At 44.0% G+C, this 23,013-nt stretch carries 20 protein-coding genes and 3 tRNA genes; all 23 read left to right on the top strand.

The features are described from left to right. Positions 1 to 147 precede the first annotated feature (147 nt). Positions 148 to 1,443: a trigger factor gene (gene tig / locus OR1_RS14425; RefSeq protein ID WP_041972593.1), complete on the top strand. Its 1,296-nt coding sequence runs from the start codon at positions 148 to 150 to the stop codon at positions 1,441 to 1,443. 30 nt (positions 1,444 to 1,473) lie between these two features. Next, positions 1,474 to 2,070, top strand: coding sequence for an ATP-dependent Clp endopeptidase proteolytic subunit ClpP (gene clpP / locus OR1_RS14420; protein ID WP_041972592.1), 597 nt, complete (start codon positions 1,474 to 1,476; stop codon positions 2,068 to 2,070). Continuing rightward, entirely contained in the window at positions 2,067 to 3,320 is a 1,254-nt protein-coding gene (clpX, locus tag OR1_RS14415; protein WP_041972591.1) for an ATP-dependent Clp protease ATP-binding subunit ClpX, read from the top strand. The genes clpP and clpX overlap by 4 nt, the downstream gene beginning before the upstream one ends. After that, entirely contained in the window at positions 3,317 to 5,746 is a 2,430-nt protein-coding gene (lon, locus tag OR1_RS14410) for an endopeptidase La (protein ID WP_041972590.1), read from the top strand. Before clpX ends, lon begins: the two co-directional genes overlap by 4 nt. 68 nt (positions 5,747 to 5,814) lie before the next feature. Beyond that, positions 5,815 to 5,891 (top strand) — tRNA-Asp (locus tag OR1_RS14405). 12 nt (positions 5,892 to 5,903) lie between these two features. Next, positions 5,904 to 5,979: transfer RNA gene (locus OR1_RS14400), tRNA-Val, on the top strand. Between the two features lie 278 nt (positions 5,980 to 6,257). After that, positions 6,258 to 6,334: transfer RNA gene (locus tag OR1_RS14395), tRNA-Asp, on the top strand. A gap of 117 nt (positions 6,335 to 6,451) precedes the next feature. Continuing rightward, positions 6,452 to 7,444 (top strand): peptidylprolyl isomerase, encoded by a 993-nt coding sequence (locus OR1_RS14390; RefSeq protein ID WP_041972589.1) that lies wholly within the window; start codon positions 6,452 to 6,454, stop codon positions 7,442 to 7,444. Beyond that, on the top strand, positions 7,441 to 8,172 hold the full coding sequence (locus OR1_RS14385) for a polyprenol monophosphomannose synthase (protein ID WP_041972588.1): 732 nt from the start codon (positions 7,441 to 7,443) through the stop codon (positions 8,170 to 8,172). Before OR1_RS14390 ends, OR1_RS14385 begins: the two co-directional genes overlap by 4 nt. A gap of 281 nt (positions 8,173 to 8,453) precedes the next feature. Continuing rightward, a complete protein-coding gene (locus tag OR1_RS14380; protein WP_052440477.1) occupies positions 8,454 to 9,551 on the top strand; it encodes a 6-bladed beta-propeller in 1,098 nt (365 codons plus the stop codon). 19 nt (positions 9,552 to 9,570) lie between these two features. Beyond that, on the top strand, positions 9,571 to 10,350 hold the full coding sequence (locus tag OR1_RS21710; RefSeq protein WP_152609914.1) for a cytochrome C: 780 nt from the start codon (positions 9,571 to 9,573) through the stop codon (positions 10,348 to 10,350). Positions 10,351 to 10,372: 22 nt separating this feature from the next. Next, on the top strand, positions 10,373 to 11,449 hold the full coding sequence (locus OR1_RS21705; protein ID WP_082002968.1) for a cytochrome c3 family protein: 1,077 nt from the start codon (positions 10,373 to 10,375) through the stop codon (positions 11,447 to 11,449). Between the two features lie 584 nt (positions 11,450 to 12,033). Then, positions 12,034 to 13,245, top strand: a complete 1,212-nt coding sequence (locus OR1_RS14370; protein WP_041972586.1) for a type II secretion system F family protein — start codon at positions 12,034 to 12,036, stop codon at positions 13,243 to 13,245. Beyond that, positions 13,245 to 14,966, top strand: a complete 1,722-nt coding sequence (locus OR1_RS14365) for a GspE/PulE family protein (RefSeq protein ID WP_041972585.1) — start codon at positions 13,245 to 13,247, stop codon at positions 14,964 to 14,966. The genes OR1_RS14370 and OR1_RS14365 overlap by 1 nt, the downstream gene beginning before the upstream one ends. Next, entirely contained in the window at positions 14,966 to 15,892 is a 927-nt protein-coding gene (gene pilM, locus OR1_RS14360) for a type IV pilus biogenesis protein PilM (protein WP_041972584.1), read from the top strand. Before OR1_RS14365 ends, pilM begins: the two co-directional genes overlap by 1 nt. Then, the gene (locus OR1_RS14355; RefSeq protein ID WP_041972583.1) at positions 15,892 to 16,428 is read left to right on the top strand and encodes a PilN domain-containing protein; all 537 of its coding nucleotides are present in this window, start codon (positions 15,892 to 15,894) and stop codon (positions 16,426 to 16,428) included. Before pilM ends, OR1_RS14355 begins: the two co-directional genes overlap by 1 nt. After that, positions 16,428 to 16,973, top strand: coding sequence for a type 4a pilus biogenesis protein PilO (gene pilO, locus OR1_RS14350; RefSeq protein ID WP_041972582.1), 546 nt, complete (start codon positions 16,428 to 16,430; stop codon positions 16,971 to 16,973). The genes OR1_RS14355 and pilO overlap by 1 nt, the downstream gene beginning before the upstream one ends. After that, positions 16,970 to 17,614 (top strand): hypothetical protein, encoded by a 645-nt coding sequence (locus OR1_RS14345; RefSeq protein WP_041972581.1) that lies wholly within the window; start codon positions 16,970 to 16,972, stop codon positions 17,612 to 17,614. Before pilO ends, OR1_RS14345 begins: the two co-directional genes overlap by 4 nt. Before the next feature lie 60 nt (positions 17,615 to 17,674). Next, entirely contained in the window at positions 17,675 to 20,404 is a 2,730-nt protein-coding gene (locus tag OR1_RS14340; RefSeq protein WP_041972580.1) for a secretin N-terminal domain-containing protein, read from the top strand. 1 nt (position 20,405) lies between these two features. Continuing rightward, positions 20,406 to 20,942: a type II secretion system protein gene (locus OR1_RS14335; protein ID WP_237754310.1), complete on the top strand. Its 537-nt coding sequence runs from the start codon at positions 20,406 to 20,408 to the stop codon at positions 20,940 to 20,942. Between the two features lie 6 nt (positions 20,943 to 20,948). Beyond that, entirely contained in the window at positions 20,949 to 21,356 is a 408-nt protein-coding gene (locus tag OR1_RS14330) for a type IV pilin protein (protein WP_152609913.1), read from the top strand. A 53-nt stretch (positions 21,357 to 21,409) separates the two neighbouring features. Beyond that, complete coding sequence (ftsE, locus tag OR1_RS14325) at positions 21,410 to 22,078, top strand: cell division ATP-binding protein FtsE (RefSeq protein ID WP_041972579.1); 669 nt, start codon at positions 21,410 to 21,412, stop codon at positions 22,076 to 22,078. Positions 22,079 to 22,082: 4 nt separating this feature from the next. Beyond that, positions 22,083 to 23,012, top strand: a complete 930-nt coding sequence (gene ftsX, locus OR1_RS14320) for a permease-like cell division protein FtsX (RefSeq protein ID WP_041972617.1) — start codon at positions 22,083 to 22,085, stop codon at positions 23,010 to 23,012. Position 23,013: the final 1 nt, after the last annotated feature.

The following is a 23,013-nucleotide window of genomic DNA, read 5'->3' as shown; positions in this document are numbered from 1 at the left end:
AGCAAAACTCCGTCTGTTTGTTTACCTGCTAATGAGTCCGTTTAAGCTTCTTATCGTTCCGTTATCATCCGACAGGGCTTTGATATTGAGTAGTTGTTTGTTCAAGTTGTCTTTTATTAAGTAAATACAATTGGGAGAATTAAGGCAATGCAGATTACAATTGAAGAACTGAGTGCGGTCAAGAAGAAAATCAATTTTGAGATCCCTTCTGAGCGAGTTTCCGCTGAGATAGACAAGGCGTACGAAAAAATTAGAAAAAAAGCAGCTCTTAAAGGTTTCAGAAAAGGGAAAGCACCTCATTCCGTTATCGAGAAACATTACTCTGATGTCATGGCCGATGATGTGCTTAGGACGCTATTTAATGAAGTTTATTACAATGCGCTTGCCGATCATAAGATAACCCCGGTTTCGTATCCCGAGTTAGAAAGTGATGATGTTGTTCGTGGAGACAGCTTGAAGTTCTCCGCAACTGTCGAAGTCTTGCCTGCAGTCGAGTCGGTCGAATATAAGAATTTGAAAATAGAGAAAGAGCTTTTTGTTTCTGATCCGGGTAAGGTGGATAATCGTTTACAGCAGATAAGGGAAAATATGGCTGAGTTTGCACCTGCCGAATCTGGTGCTGTTGCTTCCCAAGGGGACATGGTTACAATTGATTTTACCGGCTCAATCGATGGCGTGCCTTTCGAAGGTGGTCACGGCGAAGATGCTCAGCTTCATCTAGGATCTGGCCAGTTTATTCCTGGTTTTGAAGACCAGGTAGTTGGTATGGCTGAAGGCGAGCAGAAAGATATCGCGGTGACATTTCCTGCCGATTACCATGCAAATGAGCTTGCGGGTAAGGAGGCGAAATTCGCCGTTAGCTTAAAGGATATAAAGCATCGGAAGCTTCCAGAACTTGATGATGATTTTGCCAAAGAAATGGGCGAGTTTGAGACGTTGGGGCAGCTACGGGCAAAATTGACTGAAACCATAGAAAAACAGGAGCTGGAGCGGATTGAAGCAGACATGCGTGAACAGCTCCTTAAGGCTTTTGTTGAGAAAAATCCAATCCAGGTGCCCGAGTCTTTGATTGACAGGCAGATGGAGCTGATGCTTGAAAACTCCAAAAAGCGCCTGGCCTCACAAGGAATGACTCTTGCGATGATGGGAATGGATGAAGAAGGGTATAAGGCTGAGTTCCGCGAAGTTGCAGAACAAAAGGTCAAGAGTTCTTTTCTGATGAGTGCTCTTTCTCGTCAGGAGGGGCTCAAGGTTGAAGAAGCAGATATTGATGAGCAGCTGAAAAAAATCTCTGAAGAAAACGGCCATGATTTCGATAAGCTTAAAGAGTTCTATAAAAATAACCAGCAGGCCGGCGAAACTCTTGCTGAATATCTCTTGGACGAAAAGGTCTTTTCCCTATTGATTGCAAATGCAGAAATAACGGAAATCCCAAAGGCTTAAGTTGTATATTAAACTTTCAAGGAGCACTAGATGTTTGTGCCAATAGTCGTGGAACATACTGGCAGGGGGGAACGTTCCTACGATATATATTCCCGACTACTTAAGGATAGGATCATTTTTCTTGGCGGACAGATAGACGATCATATCTCTAACCTCGTTATTGCCCAGTTACTATTTCTTGAGGCCGAAGACCCTGACAAGGATATCCACCTTTACATTAATTCACCCGGCGGTGTTGTAACTTCTGGGCTTGCCATCTATGATACCATGCAATACATCAAGCCATCGGTGGCAACTATCTGTGTTGGACAGGCCGCATCAATGGCTGCTCTGTTGCTTACTGCCGGTGAAAAAGGTAAGCGATTCAGCCTCAACAACTCAAGGATTATGATACATCAGCCACTGGGCGGGTTTCAGGGCCAAGCTACGGATATCCAGATTCAGGCCCAGGAGATCCTCCGGCTCAAGCAAAGGCTGAATGAGATGCTGTCCAATCATACCGGTCAACCTTTGGAAAAAGTACAGGCTGATACCGAACGGGATTATTTTATGTCTGGAGAAGAGGCCTGCAGCTATGGTATCGTTGATTCAATAATGAGTAGAAATACCCTTGGAGGTACCAGGTGAGCAGAAGAGACGACAGGACCGAGAACCTGATATGCTCGTTTTGCGGCAAGAGCCAAGACGAAGTAAAGAAGCTTATTGCTGGCCCCACTGTTTATATTTGCGATGAATGCATTGAGCTCTGTAACGACATTATTGCCGAAGAATCTAAGCTTGAAGAAGCTATGAGTCCTGATGTTCGAAAACTCCCTAAGCCGCATGAAATCAAGGATGTTCTTGATGAATATGTAGTAGGTCAGGACCGCGCAAAAAAGACTCTTGCCGTTGCAGTATACAATCATTATAAGCGTGTTGAAGCTATGGGCAAACCCTCAGAAGTTGAGATGCAAAAGAGCAACATTCTGTTGCTGGGCCCAACCGGATCAGGTAAAACGCTACTTGCGCAGACTCTTGCCCGAATACTTAAGGTTCCGTTTGCAATGGCAGACGCGACAAATCTTACCGAGGCTGGTTATGTAGGTGAAGATGTCGAAAATATCATTCTCAATCTCCTCCAAGCATCTGATTATGACGTTGAAAAGGCCCAAAAAGGCATAATTTATATCGATGAGATTGATAAGATTGCACGCAAGTCCGACTCTCCATCAATCACTCGAGATGTCTCTGGAGAGGGAGTTCAGCAGGCTCTGCTTAAGATTATTGAAGGGACCATTGCAAGTGTTCCTCCCAAGGGGGGGCGAAAGCATCCTCAGCAGGAGTTCTTGAAAGTTGATACTACCAATATTCTTTTCATTTGTGGTGGCGCCTTTGCCGGGCTGGAAAATATAATCCAGCAACGAATAGGGGTAAAGACACTCGGATTTGGTGCTGAGGTAAAGAAAAAGTCCGAGAAGAAGAGTGGCGAACTACTTGCTGAAGTAACTCCTGAAGATCTATTAAAATTTGGCTTTATTCCCGAGTTTGTCGGGAGACTCCCGGTCTTGGCTACATTAGCCGAATTGAATGAAGAAGCGATGGTTCAAATTCTTAAGGAACCAAAAAATGCTTTGGTTAAGCAGTATCAAAAACTTTTTGAAATGGAACATGTGAAGCTGAAGTTCACTGATGGCTCTTTGGTTGCGATAGCCAAAGAGGCTTTAAAACGTAAGACCGGGGCGAGAGGATTACGGTCAATACTTGAGAACGCCATGCTGGATATCATGTACGAGGTGCCTTCTCAGACTATGGTAAAAGAGGTTGTTATTAACGAAGACGTCATTTACCGAAAGGAAAATCCAATCATAGTTTATGAGAATATAGCGGAGTCTGCATGAAAGATGAAAAAAAGCTTGTTAAAAATATTATCCGCTCAGTAAAAGGGGGGGGTCTGAAAAGATTCCCTCTTTTAACTTTAAGAGATATGGTGATTTTCCCGCACATGGTCGTTCCACTTTTTGTAGGCCGGGAAAAGTCTGTCAGAGCTTTGGATATATCCATGCTCAGTGGTAAGGAAGTTTTTCTGGCCGCGCAGATGAACGCTTCTACAGAAGATCCCGCAACGGAAGAAATATATACTGTCGGTACAGTGTGCCAAATTCTTCAGCTCCTTAAACTGCCGGACGGCACGGTTAAAGTACTGGTAGAGGGGAAGAGGCGTGGCGAAATCGCTGCATTCATAGATCTTCAGGATTCTCTTCAGGTGGATGTAAGAGAAATTGTTGAAGATTCTGAAGAGTCCACTGAGTTGGACTCTCTAGTAAGGATAGTATCATCCAGCTTTGAGAACTATCTTAAGCTAAACTCCAGTGTGCCTCAGGAGCATGTTGAATCTGTGAAGGGGATTAATGATCCCGGTCAATTGGCTGATAGTCTTGTCTCGCATATTTCAATGAAACTGGTTGACAAGCAGGCGCTCCTTTCTATGGCTTCTCCAGTACAACGACTTGAAAGACTTCTTGTTTTGATGGAAGGTGAGATTGAAATCCTTCAGATTGACAAGAAGATAAAGGCGAGAGTAAAGAAGCAAATAGAAAAGACACAGAAAGAGTATTACCTTAACGAACAGATACGCGCCATCCAAAAAGAGCTAGGCAATAAGGATGATTATAAACAGGAAATCAGAGAGCTTGAGGAAAAAGCTCATACTCTTTCATTATCGGAAGATGCCAAGAAAAAGGCTTTGGCCGAATTGAAGAAACTGCAGTTTATGTCTCCAACGTCTGCAGAAGCAGCAGTTTCAAGAAACTACCTTGACTGGCTTTTTACACTGCCTTGGGGCAAGCTTACGGAAGAGTCAGACGACCTGGTCATGGCAGAGGAAATATTAAATGCCGACCATTATGGGCTTGAGAAGGTAAAAGAACGGATTCTTGAGTTCCTTGCAGTTCGCTCATTGGCTAAGGGAATTCGAGGCCCCATATTGTGCCTCGTTGGTCCTCCAGGTGTCGGGAAAACTTCGCTTGCCCGTTCAATAGCCAGGGCTACAGGCCGAAACTTCGTGAAGATGTCTCTGGGGGGGGTGCGAGACGAAGCAGAGATCAGGGGGCACAGGAGGACTTACATTGGTTCAATGCCGGGCAAAATTGTTCAGAGTTTGAAAAAAGCCGGGGCAAATAACCCTGTTTTCCTCCTTGACGAAATCGACAAACTCTCTTCTGATTTTAGAGGTGATCCTGCGTCAGCGCTACTGGAAGTCCTTGATCCAGAGCAGAATTCCACATTTGCCGATCATTTCATGGATATTGACTATGATCTTTCATCAGTCATGTTCATTACAACTGCTAACTCCTTGCATCCCATCCCCAGGCCTCTCATGGACAGATTGGAGATTGTGAGGCTAGAAGGCTACACCGAGAACGAAAAGGTCGAAATAGCCAAGAAACATCTGGTCAATAAACAGTTGAAAGCACATGGTTTATTGGATCGTTCTGTTTCATTTAATGATAGTGCATTAACTGAAATCATTCGTTATTATACAAGGGAATCTGGAGTTAGAAATCTCGAAAGGGAAATTGCTGCAGTTTGCCGGAAGGTTGCACGTTTGGTTGCTGGAGGGGCACATAGAAAGTTTGTTATCAGGCCAGTTCAGGTCCGCGAGTATCTTGGGGCAAGGAAAATAGTTCCAACCAATCTTGAACAGGGTGAGGCAACCGGGTTAGTGACTGGGCTTGCATGGACAGAAACAGGTGGAGACTTGCTAAGTATCGAAGTTGCAGTTCTCCCCGGGAATGGCAAACTTACAATTACTGGTAAGCTCGGAGATGTAATGCAAGAATCTGCTCACGCAGCTTTGAGCTATGTAAGGTCCAGAGCTCAGATACTTGGGTTGTCACGCGATTTTTATAAAAATTACGATCTTCACATACACGTCCCTGAAGGTGCTATTCCCAAAGATGGTCCTTCTGCAGGGATAACCATGGCTACTGCTATCGCTTCTGCTCTTTCCGGGATGCCAGTTCGTGCGAAAACTGCCATGACTGGAGAGATTACATTACGTGGCAGAGTTCTGGCTATAGGCGGCCTTAAGGAGAAACTATTGGCAGCTCGGCGCGGCCAAATCAAGACCGTTATTATCCCAAAAGATAACGAAAAAGATCTGGTAGAGATTCCAGATGAACTTCTGAAAGGCTTAAACGTCAAACTTGTATGCCACATGGATGAAGTTCTTACCGCCGCTCTTACAGGGGATTATAGCTCTTCATGGGGTATAGCATCTTCAACAACACATTGCGAAGGGACCGATTCGGTAGTTCCACATTAATGTAACAAAAAATATCTTGACATTTTATGCCATGCTTTGTTATAAAACTGCTTCTGTTGAATGCCTGTGGGGTAGTAGCTCAGTCGGTTAGAGTGCCGGCCTGTCACGCCGGAGGTCGCGGGTTCGAGCCCCGTCTGCCCCGCCATTTTAAAAATTTGGGCGAATAGCTCAGCTGGGAGAGCGCCAGCCTTACAAGCTGGATGTCACAGGTTCGATCCCTGTTTCGCCCACCAATTCAAAATAGGCCAGCTTTTTTGCTGGCCTATTTTCGTGGGATAAATACAGTATTTGTTTTGATGCGTTTCCATTTACTGAATTACATGATCAGATTTAATTAAATATGAAAGTAACCGCTTATCTTTAAATTACTTTCAATATTAATAATTGACTGATTACGGTGGAGTATGATAAGCACATCAGCTCTGATTTGTTTCTTCTTTTCAGCAAAAAAATCTTGATAACAATATGCAGTGTTTGCAGTGCCACTAATGTAACAAGGTTTTTCCTTTTTGGGGTAGTAGCTCAGTCGGTTAGAGTGCCGGCCTGTCACGCCGGAGGTCGCGGGTTCGAGCCCCGTCTGCCCCGCCATTAATAAGGCCATGACCAGAAGTCATGGCCTTTTCTGCTTCTAGCGGTTTCCCTTCTCCTTGACTTGCCCCTCGAAAATCGTATATTGTTTCCCTATACTTTTAGAAATGAGGATTTATGAGACTTATTACCGTACTGTTGATAGCGTGTTTCTATTGCCTTTCTGTGACATTCTCTTCAGCAAATGAAGGTACTGAAGTTGTTGTGACGGTTAACGGAGTGGATCTGACTAAAGCTGAGCTAAATCAAGAGATTTCCAAGATTATTCCTATGGAAAGGTCTTTTCATGGCGGGGTGTCGGAAGAAAAACAGTTAGAAATTAAAAAGAAGGGGATGGAAGTCCTTATTGAGACGGAATTACAGTATCAGGACGGTGTGGCGAAGGGGCAAAAGCTTGACAAGAAGGAATTGGAGCGTGAAATTGATTTATTAGCAGCCAAATTTCCGGTTAAAGAAGCATTTTGGGAAGCGGTCCAAAATGCCGGTTTTAGTGAACCGGCTATGGAGCGTTTTGTCAGCCGTAATATAATAGCTAAAAGAATGAAGGAACTTGAGGTCAATAAGAAGGTTAAGGTTACAGATGAAATGGTCGCTTCATACTATGAAGAAAATAAGGGGAAATACTCTAAACCAGAAGAATTCAGAGCCAGCATAATACTGATCAAGGTCCCACCGTCTTCTTTGCCAGAGCAACGTGAAGAGTTTAAGAAAAAGTCCGATGACATTTATATGCAATTTAAAAACGGTGCCAGCTTTGAGGAACTTGCCACCAAATATTCAGACGATCTGTCAAGAATTAAAGGAGGCGATTTAGGTTATTTTCATGCCGGTCAGGCCGATGACCAGGATTTTGATGCTCAGATCCGTAATATGAAAGTTGGAGAGATTAGCGGCATTCTCAAGTCGCTTAAAGGGTATTACATGGTGAAGTTGACAGACAAAAAGCCGGCTCGCCAGTTGCCATTTGAAGATGTGAAGGACAAAATCAGGCCTATGCTTGTAAATTCAGAGAAAGCGCGTTTCTTAACGGAATGGATGGGAAATCTAAAAAAGAAAGCAAAGATAGTTTACCCATTAGTAAATAAAACAGACAAAGGTTCAAACTCTTGAAAGCAGTTGTTGTTATCCCGACTTATAATGAACGTGATAATCTCGCAAAGCTTGTTCAATCAGTGCTCTCCCAAGGCGAAAATATAGATATATTAATTGTTGATGACAATTCTCCAGATGGCACGGGGCGGCTCGCTGATGAAATTGCTGCAACTAACAATCGCGTTACCGTTTTTCACAGATCAGGTAAACTAGGTCTTGGTTCTGCATATCGCCAGGGGTTTAAGCTTGCGTTGGAAATGGGCGCTGATTGTATTGTTGAAATGGACGCTGATTTCTCTCATGATCCAACCACACTTCCTCGTTTTTTCGCCATGCTTGATAGTTACGATGTGGTCATAGGTTCCAGATATCTGAATGGAATAAGTGTTGTTAACTGGCCTTTGCGACGACTTATGCTCAGCTATTTTGCGAGTGTTTATACCCGCGTAATAACTGGATTGCGTATTTCTGATTGTACAAGCGGTTTTAAGTGCTTCAAGCGAAAGGTAATTGAATCAATTGAGTTGGACGAAGTCAAATCCGACGGTTATTCTTTCCAGATTGAAATGAACTATCGCTGTATGGAAAGAGGGTTTCGAATTGGCGAACTACCTATAATTTTTATTGATCGCCATGCAGGTACCTCAAAAATGTCCCGAAAGATCGTGCGAGAAGCGGTAATTATGGTTTGGAAATTGAAATTTGGCTCAATACTGAGGCGTTTATTGGGAAACGGGAAAATATGATTAATGAACAATGGGCGATTGTAGCAATATGCGGTTTCTGGGCATGGATTTTCAGTACAATAAGGTTTATTTTTAAGACTTTTCCAAGCCAACAACAATTTGTTCATAAATCAGCCGCTAAGTGGGGATCATTGTTAATCCTCTTTTTTTGTATATGGCTTATCGGTATGTTGAATGCCTAATTTTTTATAAGAATTTTTGTTTGATGTTCTTGTCTTTGTTGTTCATACAGCTTCCGGGAGTTTCTGAGCTTCATAAATCTATCTTCCGGAGTATATTCTATGCTTCCTAAATATAGACTAAATGTAACGTTATTAATATCCGAAGTGCAGAGCATATTGAGATTGTTTCTTATTTGTTTGATCTTGATATTTGCGGCTTTGGCAGCAGGATGTAGTACTGTTAATCCTTTGATAATGCGCGATCTGTCAGTTAATCTCTATTGGCCCTCTAAGCCGGATACTCCTAAAATCCAATTTCTTCGGGAAATAAAAGGGCCTGAAGAAATTATCCCTGATAAAAGCAGAATGCAAAAAATTGCCGAAATGTTTACTGGCGATGGCAGTTCAATCCTTGAGTTGATATCTCCTTCATCTGTAGCTATCAGTGATGACAATGTTCTATATATTGCCGATACTTTTGCTGGAGCTATTCACCGCTATGATTTGATCTCAAGAGATATTTCCTATATTACACTTGCCGGCGATGTCCAACTTGCTAGTCCTGTAGCGGTCGCGGTTGACTATGAACGAAATCTGTATGTATCGGATTCAATCAATGCCAAAGTATATAAATTTAATTCTGCGGGGATATTAATTAAGGATATTGCTCCTTTAGAGGGATTTAAACGTCCCGCCGGAATTGCCATATCTTCTAATGGCGAAAAATTTGTGGCGGATGCATTGGCGAATAAATTGCATAAATTTTCACCTAATGATGATTATTTGGGAGAGTTTCCAAAGTATTCGAAAGGTGAAGATCTGAACACTCCATCGCATGTTGCGATTGACAAAGCTGATAATGTTTATGTAACCGATGCAATGAATTTTTCCGTAAAGATATATGATAAAGATGGGAATTTCATAAGACGAATAGGTGAGGCAGGAGACGTTCCCGGCAGTTTTTCGCGTCCTAAGGGGGTTGCCCTTGACAGTGATGGTAATATTTATGTAGTTGATGCAAATCATGATAACATCCAGATATTCAATCGTGACGGGCAGCTGTTGCTATTCTTTGGGAGCAGTGGATCTGGTCCAGGCCAGTTTTATCTTCCAAATGGAATATATATTGATAGGATGGATCGAATATTTTTGGCGGATACGTTTAATCGCCGGGTTCAAGTATTTAAGTATTTGAAGACGGGTGGCAAGTATGAATAGCTTTAGGAAGATATGTTTCTTGACCGTTCTCATTATTGTTGGACATGCAACTAGCCTTTTGGCTGCAGGCCCTAAAATCTCTGATATGGTTGTGGGCGGCAACAAACATAATTTATCTTCTCTAAACAAGAATGTTACTTACAAGGCTGCACCTCCCCAGACAATTGAGGATAAAAATACTGAGATTTGTGTATTCTGTCATACACCGCACAAGGCTGTCCCACAGACAACTTTATGGAATAGGAGCAATCCTTCTTCTGTTGTTTTCGGTAAATATTCTTCCTCAACTCTTGTTATTAGAAGAACTTCCAATGCTCAGTTTGGTGAACCAAACGGAGCTTCAAGGCTATGTCTTAGCTGCCATGACGGGATAACTGCCGGAGGAGTGCCGCTTGGCGCCATTTTCAATGGCCCCGTGATTAACATGGGTGCAAATGACAGGATTATGGGGATAGCACTTTTTAACGCAGCCAAAATAAAATCTGGCCATCATCCAGTCTCCTTTGTTTACGATGATGTTGTCTTAAGGGCGATACAAAACGATTCTTTGAAAAGTACTCAAAATTATCAAATGCCAAGAATTGTCAAACTTGATACTGCAAATCGTATGCAGTGTACAACCTGTCATAATCCTCATCAGAACCAGTCAACTGAAGACACCTATCAGGTCCCTCCAAACGAAGGTAGGAAAATTGCCCCGTTCTGGGTATATGGTGCCAATAACAATGCTTCCTTGGATCATGACTCTGTTTGCATGGATTGTCATAATATCCCGACCAACCCGTTTCCTTGGCCTTAGTCACTGAATAGGACATTCATTTATGCATTCTCTGATATCAATTGTTTTGCTGTTAATGTCTGCATCAGTTATGACCGTCCAGGCGGCTACGCTTTCAACCCCATATCACCTGGACCGTCAGAAGCTCCCTTATGGTTGTGGGAGTTGTCACGTTGGGTTTGATTTTCGCTCGGGCGGTGGTCAGGAAGGATGTCTAACGTGTCATGGAAGTCCGGCAAGAAGGAAATCTGGATTAATTCGATCCGGGACAGAGTTAGCCGATTTTGAAAGGGAATTGAAAAAACCTTACCGTCACCCCATTATGGAGTCAAGATCGGTTCATTCTAACAAGGAAATTCTCCCAGAAACCGACCATAAAGCTCCCCGTCATTCAGATTGTGTGGATTGCCACAGCCCTCATCAAGTGTCTCCGGTTAACAAGTTTGCAGGTATTAAAGGGAAAAGGACAGGCAATATTCTCACTGATGTAACAGCTGAGTATCAGCTTTGCTATTTATGTCATTCTGACAGCGCTAATCTGCCAGGACGCTATGTTAACAAGCGAGTGGAATTTGCTATTTCGAATCCATCTTTTCATCCTGTTGAGGGAGAGGGGAAAAATCTTGCCGTTGTAAGCCTAATAAAGCCATATAAAGAGAAGAAGGCAACGGTAAACGATATTTCGGTCATAAAATGTGGAGACTGCCATGGAAGTGATGACCCGAGTGCTCCATCAGGGCCTCATAGTTCCAATTATCAGTATATTTTACGCGATAATTATTCGACTAAAGATAACGAATTTGAAAGCACATTTGCATATTCACTTTGTTATAGGTGTCACAATCGTACAAGTATTCTTTCTGATGAAAGCTTCAAGTTTCATTCGCTGCATGTAAGAGGGAATAAGAGTGGGATGCCCGGTAATGGAGGAACGTCTTGCCACACCTGTCACACCTCTCATGGGAGCCCAGAATACGGATATTTGATTCGCTTCAATACTGACATTGTGTCTCCAAGCTCAAGCGGTTTTCTTAAGTTTAAAGAAAAAGGCGCTGGGACATTCAGAGGGGAATGTTTTCTTTCCTGTCACGGAGTTGATCATAATCCAAAGGCCTATTAAAGGGAAATCAGACATGATAATTTATCCCATTAAGACATGCGGTTTGAATAGGTTTTTCACGAAACTATTGGGAGCATTTGTCATATTAATGCTTACTTCTGTCGCATCGGCTGCCTCCAATGACTCAAGAGTTGAGAATGCCACAAAAAGGGTTTCCCCTCACGGCGTTGAAGGAAGTTGCCATGTGTGTCATGCCGAAACAGAAGAACGGTTGAACAGGTGGAGTTTGTTTTCTTTTGGGATCTACAAAAAGAAGTTGATTCTTGATTATAATGAAGTGTGTCGACAGTGCCACGGCGTGGATTTCGGACATGGAGTTGGGAAGACTCCTCGTTTAAATAGAGAAATGCTCACGTTAGACAGCGAAGGTACAATAGCATGTGCCATTACCTGCCATGACATGCACATAAAATCCAATGACTATATTCAAAACCGTTATCATCTTCGATTTGAAAAAAACAGGCTATGTCTTTCATGTCACAATAAGTGATTTGCGTGTGCCCTGTGATAATGGCCTCAAGCGTATTGTTCGCAAGGTGTTTTCGGTTTGATTTTACCATGAACTGTGATACAGATAAGTATCTATGCCGCTCTATTACTGTAAAATAGGTTCGGCTGACGGGCGCATCATAGAAAAAGAATTTGAGGCGGCCAACTCGGTTGTTCTTAAACAAACCCTTGAAGAGCAAGGGTTTTTTGTTTTTTCTGTGAAAAAGAAGCCCTTTCAGTTTCTTTGGGAAACAGGGGCAAAGCGTCGTCGGGTGGACAATAAAGAGCTGTTGACCTTTAATCAGGAACTGCTTGTTCTAATGAAAGCAGGCCTTCCGATTATTCAGGTGCTGGATACTATCCTTGAAAGAGGTGGTAAAGGTAAGCTAATCGAAGTCCTTGTTACAGTCAGAGAAGAAATCAAAGGTGGAGCTGCTCTTTCAGATGCAATGGCAAAGCATCCAGGGGCATTTTCTCATCTCTATGTAGCATCGGTTCGTGCTGGAGAACGTACCGGCGATCTGCCACTCACGATTAAGCGTTACACAGCATTTATTAAGAAGGCAGAAGCAATAAAGAAAAAAGTGATTTCTGCTCTAATGTATCCGGCAATCCTTTTGACTGTCGCATCTGCTGCAATACTACTTCTATTAGTTTATGTCGTTCCCTCATTCAGCCAAGTTTACGCAGATGCCGGTTCTCAGCTCCCTGCCCCAACTCAAGCTCTTATCTCGTTTACCAGCTGGTTGAAAAGATATTTCTTGTTTATTGTCGTACTCTCAGGTTTCGGAATTGCTTTGTTCAGGCGTTGGGGAGCAACACACAGCGGTCGTTACATTATAGATGGTTATAAGGTGAAATTGCCGATATTTGGTGATCTACATGTTAAATACTCCCTGACCGGATTCACAAGAACTCTTGGGACGGTCATCGGCAGCGGCATTCCTATCGTGGAATCACTGAAAATGTCAGTTGGGACTCTTAATAATCGCGTCTTGGAACGTCGTCTCTTAGATGCTGTTGCCAAAGTTGAAGAAGGTGTTAGTCTTTCTTCAGCATTTGAAGGGGCAAAAATTATGCCGCCAATAGCACTGCGCATGATTGGAGTGGGTGAAACCACCGGGGCTCTGGAAGAGATGTTATCGGACATTTCCGAATATTTGGAGGAGGAGATTGAAGCGCGTCTCCATATATTAACCACAGCCATTGAGCCAGCCATTATGATCATAATGGGTGTTATTATTGGTGTTATTATTCTGACCATGTATCTGCCGATCTTCAAGATCGCCGGGACGGTAGGCGGATAATGTCTTTACAGATTACTCGAAAAAAACTTGGCGATTTGATGCTTGAAAATGGTGATTTAACCATTGATCAGCTACGTTACGCCATAGATAAGCTGAAGAGCACCGGTCAGCGATTCGGGGAGATATGTCTTGAAGACGGGCTTATCTCTGAGGATGTTCTGGCTAAAACTCTTGCCGAGCAGTTTGGCATGGAATTTATTGACCTGCAGGGATTCAGGATTGATGAAGAACTTCTAAGTTCATTTCCTCCTGATATCATGTATCGGTTTAATTTTGTCCCTTTGGCACAGGAGGATGAATTTCTCGTTGTCGCGATATCAGATCCTACCGATGTAGTTAAGCTTGATGAACTTGAGATCCTTCTTGATCGTCCTATAACCATCAAGGTCGCCAGTGGTCCTCAAATCTCTCAGGTTTTGAAGCGCGGTGAGGGTACTAGCCGAGTGCTCAAGGAAGTCTCAGAAGACTTCATGCTGCAACTGGTTACAGAAACTGAGAAGGGCGAAGAGGTTCTTTCGGTTGAAAAAATCAGTTCTGATACCAGCCCGATCATTAAACTCGTAAATTCTACTATTCTCGACGCATTAAACAGGCGTGCAAGTGACATACACATAGAAACTGCTATGAATGGCGTGATTATCAAGTACCGGATTGATGGTGTCCTCTACAAAGCTACCGATCCGATAGATCTGCATTTCCAGGGTCCAATTATCTCCCGCCTCAAGGTAATGAGCGAACTGGATATCTCTGAACGACGCATTCCGCAGGATGGCCGTTTCAAAGTAAAGATCAATGACAAGTCGATTGATTTCAGGGTTTCGATAATGCCGAGTGCTCACGGTGAAGATGCTGTAATCCGAATCCTTGATAAGGAAAGCATTGCGCAGGATATGAAGGGGCTTACACTTGATACTCTCGGGATTGAGATGCGCGAGGTCAAGCGATTGCGAAAGATGGTAAGAGAACCTTATGGTATGGTGCTTGTAACCGGCCCAACCGGATCAGGGAAAACGACCACTCTTTATGCTGCACTTTCAGAAATTCATACCGGAGAAGAGAAGATCATTACAATTGAAGACCCGGTTGAGTACCAACTGAAGGGAATTGTACAGATCCCCGTTAACGAAAAAAAGGGACTTACTTTTGCCCGTGGGCTTCGTTCAATTTTAAGGCATGATCCCGATAAGATAATGGTTGGAGAAATACGAGATCCAGAGACGGCTCAGATAGCGGTACAGTCTGCTCTTACAGGGCATCTAGTTTTTACTACGGTGCACGCTAACAACGTTTTTGATGTGCTGGGACGTTTCATTCATATGGGGATTGACCCCTATAACTTTGTTTCATGTCTGAACTGCGTAATGGCACAAAGACTAGTTAGGCGGTTATGTGTAAAATGCAAGGTTCCAACGACGATAAGTGATGAAGTATTGATTGAATCCGGTATTGATCCTGAAAGAGGCCGTGACGCGACTTTTTTTGATGCCCGAGGTTGCGACGACTGTAATGGCACCGGTTATAGAGGTCGTTCTGCAATTGTAGAACTGCTCGATCTGAATGATGAGCTACGCGAGCTGATTGTTGCTAAGTCTTCAGCGATTGTTCTGAAAAAAGCAGCTCGGGAGGCTGGGACCGTATTTCTACGAGAATCTGCTGTTGAGAAAGTTCTTCGGGGTGAGACTAATCTCAGAGAGATCAACAGAGTTACATTTGTGGAGTGATGATGTTCTCCAGAAAGACATTAGGACTTGAAATAACTTCTGACCGAGTTAGAATGGCTCTGGTTGGAGGATCTCGCCAAAAACCGGTCGTGGAGTCGGTGCAGGAAGGGGTGTTTTCTTCTGATGTGTTGCGAGTTTCACTTCGGGAACCCAATGTACTTCAACAGTCTGTTTTTGTTGCAACTGTTCGAGAGACTACATTAAAACTTCTTTCGAAGACTGAAAGAACTGCAGTTGCACTTCCTGATGCTTCTGGAAGGGTAGTTCTTCTGGATCTTGACACAAGATTCAAGAGTCGTGAAGAGGCTGCTGATATTATCAGATGGAAACTGAAAAAAAACTTTCCGTTTGATATTAATGATGCCCATTTTGATTTTCAGGTGTTGCAGGAGCGCGGGTCAGGAGAGGTATCAGTGCTTGTATCTCTCGTCTGCATGCAGGTGCTTCAACAATATGAAGACCTTTTGATTGAAGCTGGGCTGGAGCCTAACCAGATAGATTTCACATCATTTCGTCTTTTCGAGCTATTTGCCCCAAAACTTACCTTAGATGATAACTATCTTTTTGTCAGCCTTATGGCCGGCGTTCTGAATATAATGCTTTTTAATCAAGGCATCCTTTCATTTTATCGTGCCAAAGAACTCGGTGGGCGTGGTTTTTCCGTAAACAGGGTCTACCGTGAAATATCTAGTTCACTACTTGTATGCCAAGACAAAAACCTCGGACTATCCATAGGGAAGGTATACTGTTTTGTTGAGAGTACCTATGCCGAAGAGTTCCGTTCAATGATTTCGGACGTAACCGAACAGGAACCTGTTCTCCTTGATGTCGGAAAGGTTGTTGAACTAAATCAGCACTGTAAGGTTGATGCGGCTACGTTATTTTCCATGTCAGCTGCCTTTGGGGCTGCGGTGAGGAATCTTTGATGCGCCTGACTATTAATCTTGCCACGAGAACTTATCTCAATAATGGTCAGTTGAACCTTGTTTTTTCTGTAATACTTGTTTTGTTACTATTTTTCTTAGTTGTTAATATAAAAGAAATTGCATCCAATATTGGCGAGTCAAGCAGGATTAAATCCGAATTACATGCTTTGGAACAAAAATCCGCTAACAAAGGGAAAATGGTTCCGGAAGCAGAATATCAAAATATGCTGGCCCGGATTCGTTTTAGCAACGGGATCATCTACCGGAAGAGTTTCAGATGGCTTGAACTTCTGGATAAGCTTGAGACCGTTACACCCGAGGGAATTTCTTTAACCATTATCGAGCCAGATTTAAAAGGAAAGCCTCTAAAGGTTTCTGGTACCGCTTTAAATTTTGGCCGACTTAGGCAGCTGCTTGAAAATATGGAAAATTCCAGTAACTTTTCTGATATTTATCTTGTTTCACAGGCGGACGCCCGCGTTGGAGACACTCAAAAAGGGATTATTTTCAATATCAATTGTCAGGTGAAAATCTGATGAATAAGACGTATTTCAAGGAGATACTCCGCACTCGCACAAGGGCACTCACAGTTCTTCTTTCCATATTAATGCTTAATATTGTCCTCACTGTATTTCTGAATGTCTATCAGAAACCAAAACTTGCTACACTTCAGGAAAGCTGGTTTAACAAACGCAAGACCTCCGGGAGCGTTCTTGACAGGGGGACAGCTTTTGATCAAGGGAACGCTGATTTGCAACGCTGGCGTTCCATAATAGCCCCGAAGAAAGACTTGGCGCGCATTGTTGGAGAGATATATGAAATTGCCAAGTCAAACTCTTTGTCTGTAGGCGGAATAACGTACAAGCCAGAATATGTAAAATCAGAGAAAATCCTTTCTTACCTAATTGGTCTCACGGTTAATGGCAAATATGCGGCAGTTAAGAGTTTCATCTCTGACATCAGCCGGATGCGCGACATTATCACTATAGACAATATTTCTTTAAACAATCCAAAATTAACTGAGGAGTCGGTGTCTCTCAAGTTAAATTTGACAATCTATTTGCGGCCGGAGGGGCAATGAGCAGGCAAAAGGCCCTTCTTGCTCTTTTATTGGCTCTGTTTGGTGTGACAGTCGTCATTAGTTATTTTCGAATGCCTAGGCAAAAAAGTGTAGCTACCCTCAAATATATTCCGGGTGCAGTAGCGGCACCAAGATCAAAAAACGTAGCACAGATACCTGAAGAATCCAGATTGCGTCTGGATTTGCTGGAGAATACTCAAGCCCACTTTACAGGATATAAACGCAATATTTTCAAACCATTATTTCATGAGGAGCAAAGAGGCCTTCCGCTTCCACCACCACCACCTCCTCCGAAGCGCCAAGCTGCATTGCCACCAACACCTCCCAAGTCGTCCCTTCCAACTTCTGCTCCTCAGGTAGCTGAACCCACACCTGTGCAGCGAGACATGGCAACTTTCACTTTTCTCGGTTTTCTGAAAAAAGGGAGCAATAAAACAATTTTTCTTTCCCGAAATAAGGAGATATTCCTGGCGCACAAGGGAGACCATCTGGCAGGAAAATACGAAGTTACAACGATCACCGATGAGGCATTAGTCATAACATCTACGGATGGGGCTGAAATTATTATACCGCTTGTGGAAAACAGGCCATTGGCAGCTCCAGGGCAATCGAGGGGCACATCCGTTACAGTTGCCAAGTAACCATAGTCTACCTTGATTAAAATGGGCATTGAACAGTGTTCTTAGCAAGGAGAGTACCTGATGTACAAGATTAAACCCTTTCTCATAGTATTGCCGGCACTTTTGGTTATTGTTGCCGGTTGCTCTGGCGGGAGATCTGCCTTCAGCAAGGCTCAGAAACTTGAAGCTGAAGGGAAGCTTGACGAGGCGGTTGTGAAATATGCAGAAGCAGCATCGGAAAGCCCTGAGGAAGGGGAGTACCGTATGCGTTTCCTTGGTGTTAGCGAACAGGCCGCTCGAATACATATGAATAAAGGGGAGCAGTTTTTGGAGAAAGGGAATCTTGATGATGCTCTCCGGGAATTCCAGTCGGCAGTAGCTCTTGATTCTTCACTTGCGACTGCACGGCAGGCAAGCGAAAAGGTCGTTAAGCTCAGAAATTCTCAAGTATACCTTAAAGAAGGAGAGGAACTCGAGAAGAACCGCAAAACACGCGAAGCGATTCTGGCATATAAAAAGGCGCTCGAATTCAACCCCGACAACGAAAAGGCAAGCACTGCGATTGTCAGACTGCAGAAAGGGCGCAAATCCAAACTGGATGGCTCAGAGCTCAATCTCAAATCTACAAAGCCCATTACGCTTAAATTTAAAGATGCAAAAATAAAGGATGTTTTTAACATAATAACACAGCTTTCCGGGATAAATTTCGTATTTGATGAGGGTGTTAAGGATTCGAATGTAACGATTTATTTGGAAAATGCCACATTCCAACAGGCATTGGACGTCATAACAGGGCTCAATAAATTAGGCAAAAAAGTACTTAATGAAAACACCATTATTCTGTATACCAAAAGTCCTGAAAAGTTGAAGCAGTACGAAGACCTTATGGTCCAGACATTCTATTTGAATAAGCTGGATGCTAAGAAAGCCGTCAACCTCATTCGTACCATGCTTCAGGTCAAGAAGATCTATGTCAACGAGGAGATGAATGCACTGGTAATCAGAGATGTTCCCGATGTCATAGAGGTTGCTGGAAGGATTCTGGAGGCGAACGATGTGCCGGACGCAGAGGTGTTGCTCGAAGTAGAGGTAATCGAGGTGGCCAAGAAGAATACCGAGGCATTGGGACTGGTTCTGAGCAAATATGCACTTTCCATGAATACCTGGACCCCTCAGGGAGCATTTTTTTCCGATGCATTGACGAGTACAACTACTAGTTCATCCTCTACAACAGGGACTACTACCACCACTACCCCCATAACCCCGTCCAATCTACTGCAGACCTTCAGCTGGCGCAATTTTCAGGGTTATATGACCGTCCCGAGCGCCACATTCAATTTCGGGAAGACGCTTTCCAATGCCGAAACCCTGGCATCTCCAAAGATCCGGGTAAAAAACAGGGAGAAGGCCAAGTTCAATGTCGGCACCAGGGTGCCGATCACAACAACGTCTTCTCCAACAGGCGGTGGGGTCAGTGTCAACGTGCAATATGTGGACGTCGGGGTTAAGGTTAATGCCGAGCCTACAATTCAGCTCAACAACGAAGTCAACATGAAGTTGAGCCTTGAAGTCAGCTCAATACTTACCAAGGAAAAGATTGGCGACTCGGCTTCGCTCACAACCGTAGTTACTATCGGAACCCGAAACCTCGACACCGTACTTTCTCTCAAGGATGGCGAAACAAGCGTAATCGGCGGCCTTATCCAGGATAACAAGACGAAGTCAAAACAGAAGGTAATGATACTCGGTGATCTGCCCATCATCGGCCCTCTCCTCACGGGCAGCGACAATTCTAACGATAAATCCGAACTGATCCTTGCGATTACTCCTCGCATTGTCAGGGGTGTGGCAGTTCCTGAAGGAGAAGCGGCTCAGTTTTGGTCCGGACGAGAAGATGAGCCGTCAGTACACAAACCGTATGGTTCATTCGTTTCAGATGCCGATGATATCGAGGATGATGCAAAAGCACCGGCAAAGCCGCCGCAACTGTATCCGTCATCTCCTAAGCCTGCTTCAACTTCATCAGCACCGGGACAATCATTGCCCATACTGGCTCCCGGGCAGTCGCAACAACAGCAGCCTGTTAAGCCTGCATCGACAGGATCTTTGCCTGCAGCAGCTCCAGCAGTTTCTGCACAACCTCAGACCCTACAGCCTAGTCAGTTAGCTGCTCAGACTGATCATTCTGAGATTAAGGTAGCTCCGCAACCCGCGCCGCCGTCTTCGCCGCAGCAGGCAGTCGCTCAGAAAACGGTGTCAGTACCAACTCCGGTTCCGACAGCGGTGGTGCCTTCGCCTGTTCCAGGAACCCCTGTTGTTTTGCAGGCTCCGCCTAAACCTCAGAATGAACAAAAGCCAGGCCAACCAACCGTTGAGTCTAAAACTCAACAGCTTCCTGCACGTGTTTCTGTTACCATAGCAGCTCCACCGCTAGTAAAGGTAAAGGATCAATTCGTAATAGACATAAAAGCTACAGAGGTTAGCGGTCTAAAGAGCGCTCCGTTTATCTTGGCGTATGACCCTATTTTTGTTGAATTTGTTGGTGCTTCGCCTGGCGACCTTCTCAAGAGTGATGGGAAACAACCGGCTTTCCGGGCCGCAAATGATAAGAGTACCGGGCAGGTTACATTTAATATTTCTAGTTCGGACGATACCTCTGCAGTAAGTGGTAGTGGGAAAATTGCATCAGTTACTTTTAAGGCCCGGAATCAGGGCCCGGCAAGTTTCGGGTTGATGGGAGTAAACTTTATCGGGCTGGGGGGAAGACAGATTGAGACTCTTCCTTATAATACGGTTGTAGAAGTCAAGTGACGTGAGAATCAATAAGCTTCTCGGAAAACATTTCAAAAGCAGGTCTGGTGTAAGCCTTGTGGAGCTGGTGGTCACAATGGCTATCCTGAGCATACTGGCAGTGTTGGTAATTCCTTCCCTTCAGTTGACAGCTAAGAGGACAAAGGAAATTGAACTCAGACGAAGTCTGAGAACTATCCGTACCGCAATTGATGACTACAAAAAAGCGTACGATACAGCTGTTAAAGAGAAGAAAATCACACAGGGACTTCAGACTGACGCCAGCAGTACCGGATACCCCAAGACGTTAAAGTTACTGGTGGAAGGGGACGACTTCGGTGGGGTTGACAAGAATCAGACAAAGAAGAAATTTCTGCGTCGTATCCCTGTGGATCCGTTTAACGTCCCCAAGAAGGGTGAAGAGCCAAAATGGGGGATACGTGCATATAAAGACGAGCCGGACAGCAAGACTTCGACAGGCGAGGCTGAAGATGTGTATGACGTCTACTCCCTGAGTGAGGAGACCGCCATAGATGGTACAAAATACAAGGATTGGTAAACGGGCATGAGATTGACCAAGCCGTTCAGGAGTAGAAAAGGATTTACGTTAATTGAGTTGATGATAGTTGTTTCAATTATCGGCATACTCGCAGCCATTGCCGTACCCAATTACAAGATGGGAATTATCAGAGCCAGGGAGGCGGTCCTCAGGGAAAATCTCTACAGTATCAGGACATCTATAGATCAGTTTTATGCTGATCAGGGTAAATTTCCTGATTCTTTGACTGAGATGGTAGATAAAAAGTATCTTCGCATTCTTCCAACTGATCCATTTACCAAGGCAAACGATTCCTGGGTTATAATGGCTCCTCCTCAACCATCGGACGGAAGCAAGGTGGAAGGGTCTGTCTATGATGTACATAGCGGCTCTAATCTTGTTGGAACAAACGGAACCTCTTATAATGAATGGTGACGAACCCTTCTTGTTATTGCTTTTAAGTTCCCAAGCTGCCTAGAAATGACTATATGATCCAGTTTCATAACGTTTCAGTCTCATACCAAGGTGATGCGGCTCTCTCGGACGTTAACCTTCAAGTGCGCAAGGGAGAATTCCTTTTTGTTACTGGGGCATCGGGGGCTGGGAAATCTACATTGCTCAGGCTCATTTTCGCAGGAATATTGCCGAACTCCGGACAGATTCTTATCGATGGTCAGAACCTTACCCGCATGAACAGGCATCAGATCGCCTTGATTAGACGCTCAATAGGGGTCGTATTCCAAGATTTCAAGCTGTTGCCCAACAGAACAGTACTTGAGAACGTTGCACTTACCCTCGAGGTGCTGGGCTGGGGAGCAAAAGATATCGGTAAAAAGGTCCATCACACCTTACGTCAAGTCGGGTTGGAGCATAAGATGAACTCTACCCCAGTGAAGCTCTCTGGAGGTGAACAGCAGCGAATTGCAATTGCGCGAGCTCTGGTGAATGCTCCCAAAATCTTAATTGCTGATGAACCAACTGGTAATCTGGATGATTTCAATAAGGAGCTGATATTTGAAATCTTGCGGGAAGCAAATATCAGAGGAACAACCGTACTTGTTGCTACTCATGATCGCCGTTACATCGACGCCAGTCACAGAGATTTCGTCGCTTTAGAGAAAGGTGTGGTAGTGGAGGACACTCGTGAGCGGCGTTAAACAAATGGCAACCCGTCAAAGGGTCTCTAAGGAAAGTTCTTTCGGAAGGCTTCGTTATTTCCTTGATAGAGCGATCCTGAATATCAGGCAGAATCTTTTCATAAACCTGGTAACAGTATTAACCATCTCCTTAGGGCTCTTGATAATTTCATTGTTTCTTCTTCTGCTTGTTAATCTGGAAGGCGTTGCCCATGAATGGACCCGTCAAGTCCAAGTTACAGTATATCTCGAAAAGGAACCTGCAGCGCAAAACATGACACAACTTCTTGCTCGCATAAAAATGCTGCAACAGACCGATAATGTAAAATATATTAAAAAAGATGATGCTCTCAAGCGTTTTCGCGACAGATTGAAGGGACAGGAATCCCTTATGGAAGGGGTTACCGCAGATCTGCTTCCTGCTTCTATCGAGATTACACTTAAGCGCGGCAGCCGTGACAGTGAGTCGGTCGAGGCATTTGTCCGACAGCTGAAACAGATTCCAGGTATTACCGAGGTTCAATACGGAGAAGAGTGGGTAAGAAGGCTGACGACTTTCATGCAGTTTTCCCGGTTTGTCGTGACCCTGATCGGGGGGTTCCTTCTTATATCGGTACTTTTCATTGTTTCCAATACCATCAAACTTATCGTCTATGCCCGAAAGGATGAGTTGGAAATATTGAGCCTGGTTGGTGCCACTCGTTTTTTTATCAAGGCTCCGTTCCTTATTGAAGGGATAATCCAGGGATTTTTAGGCTCATTGTTGGCTCTAATGCTGCTGACGGCATCATATTACACCTTTCTATATAACGCGGCTGACTTTCTCAGTCTTTCTCCCACTTCTACCGGGATTAAGTTTCTGCCGCCGTCATATTTGGCTGGAATTGTATGCACCGGTATTTTGCTTGGTTTCATCGGCAGTCTTACCTCCTTGAAGCGGTTCATCTCCTATTAGC

It is taken from the genome of Geobacter sp. OR-1 (assembly GCF_000813145.1).
Classification (GTDB): Bacteria; Desulfobacterota; Desulfuromonadia; order Geobacterales; family DSM-12255; genus Geoanaerobacter.
Note: the sequence above shows the minus strand (reverse complement) of the source record. Positions and strands in the feature narration are given on the sequence as shown.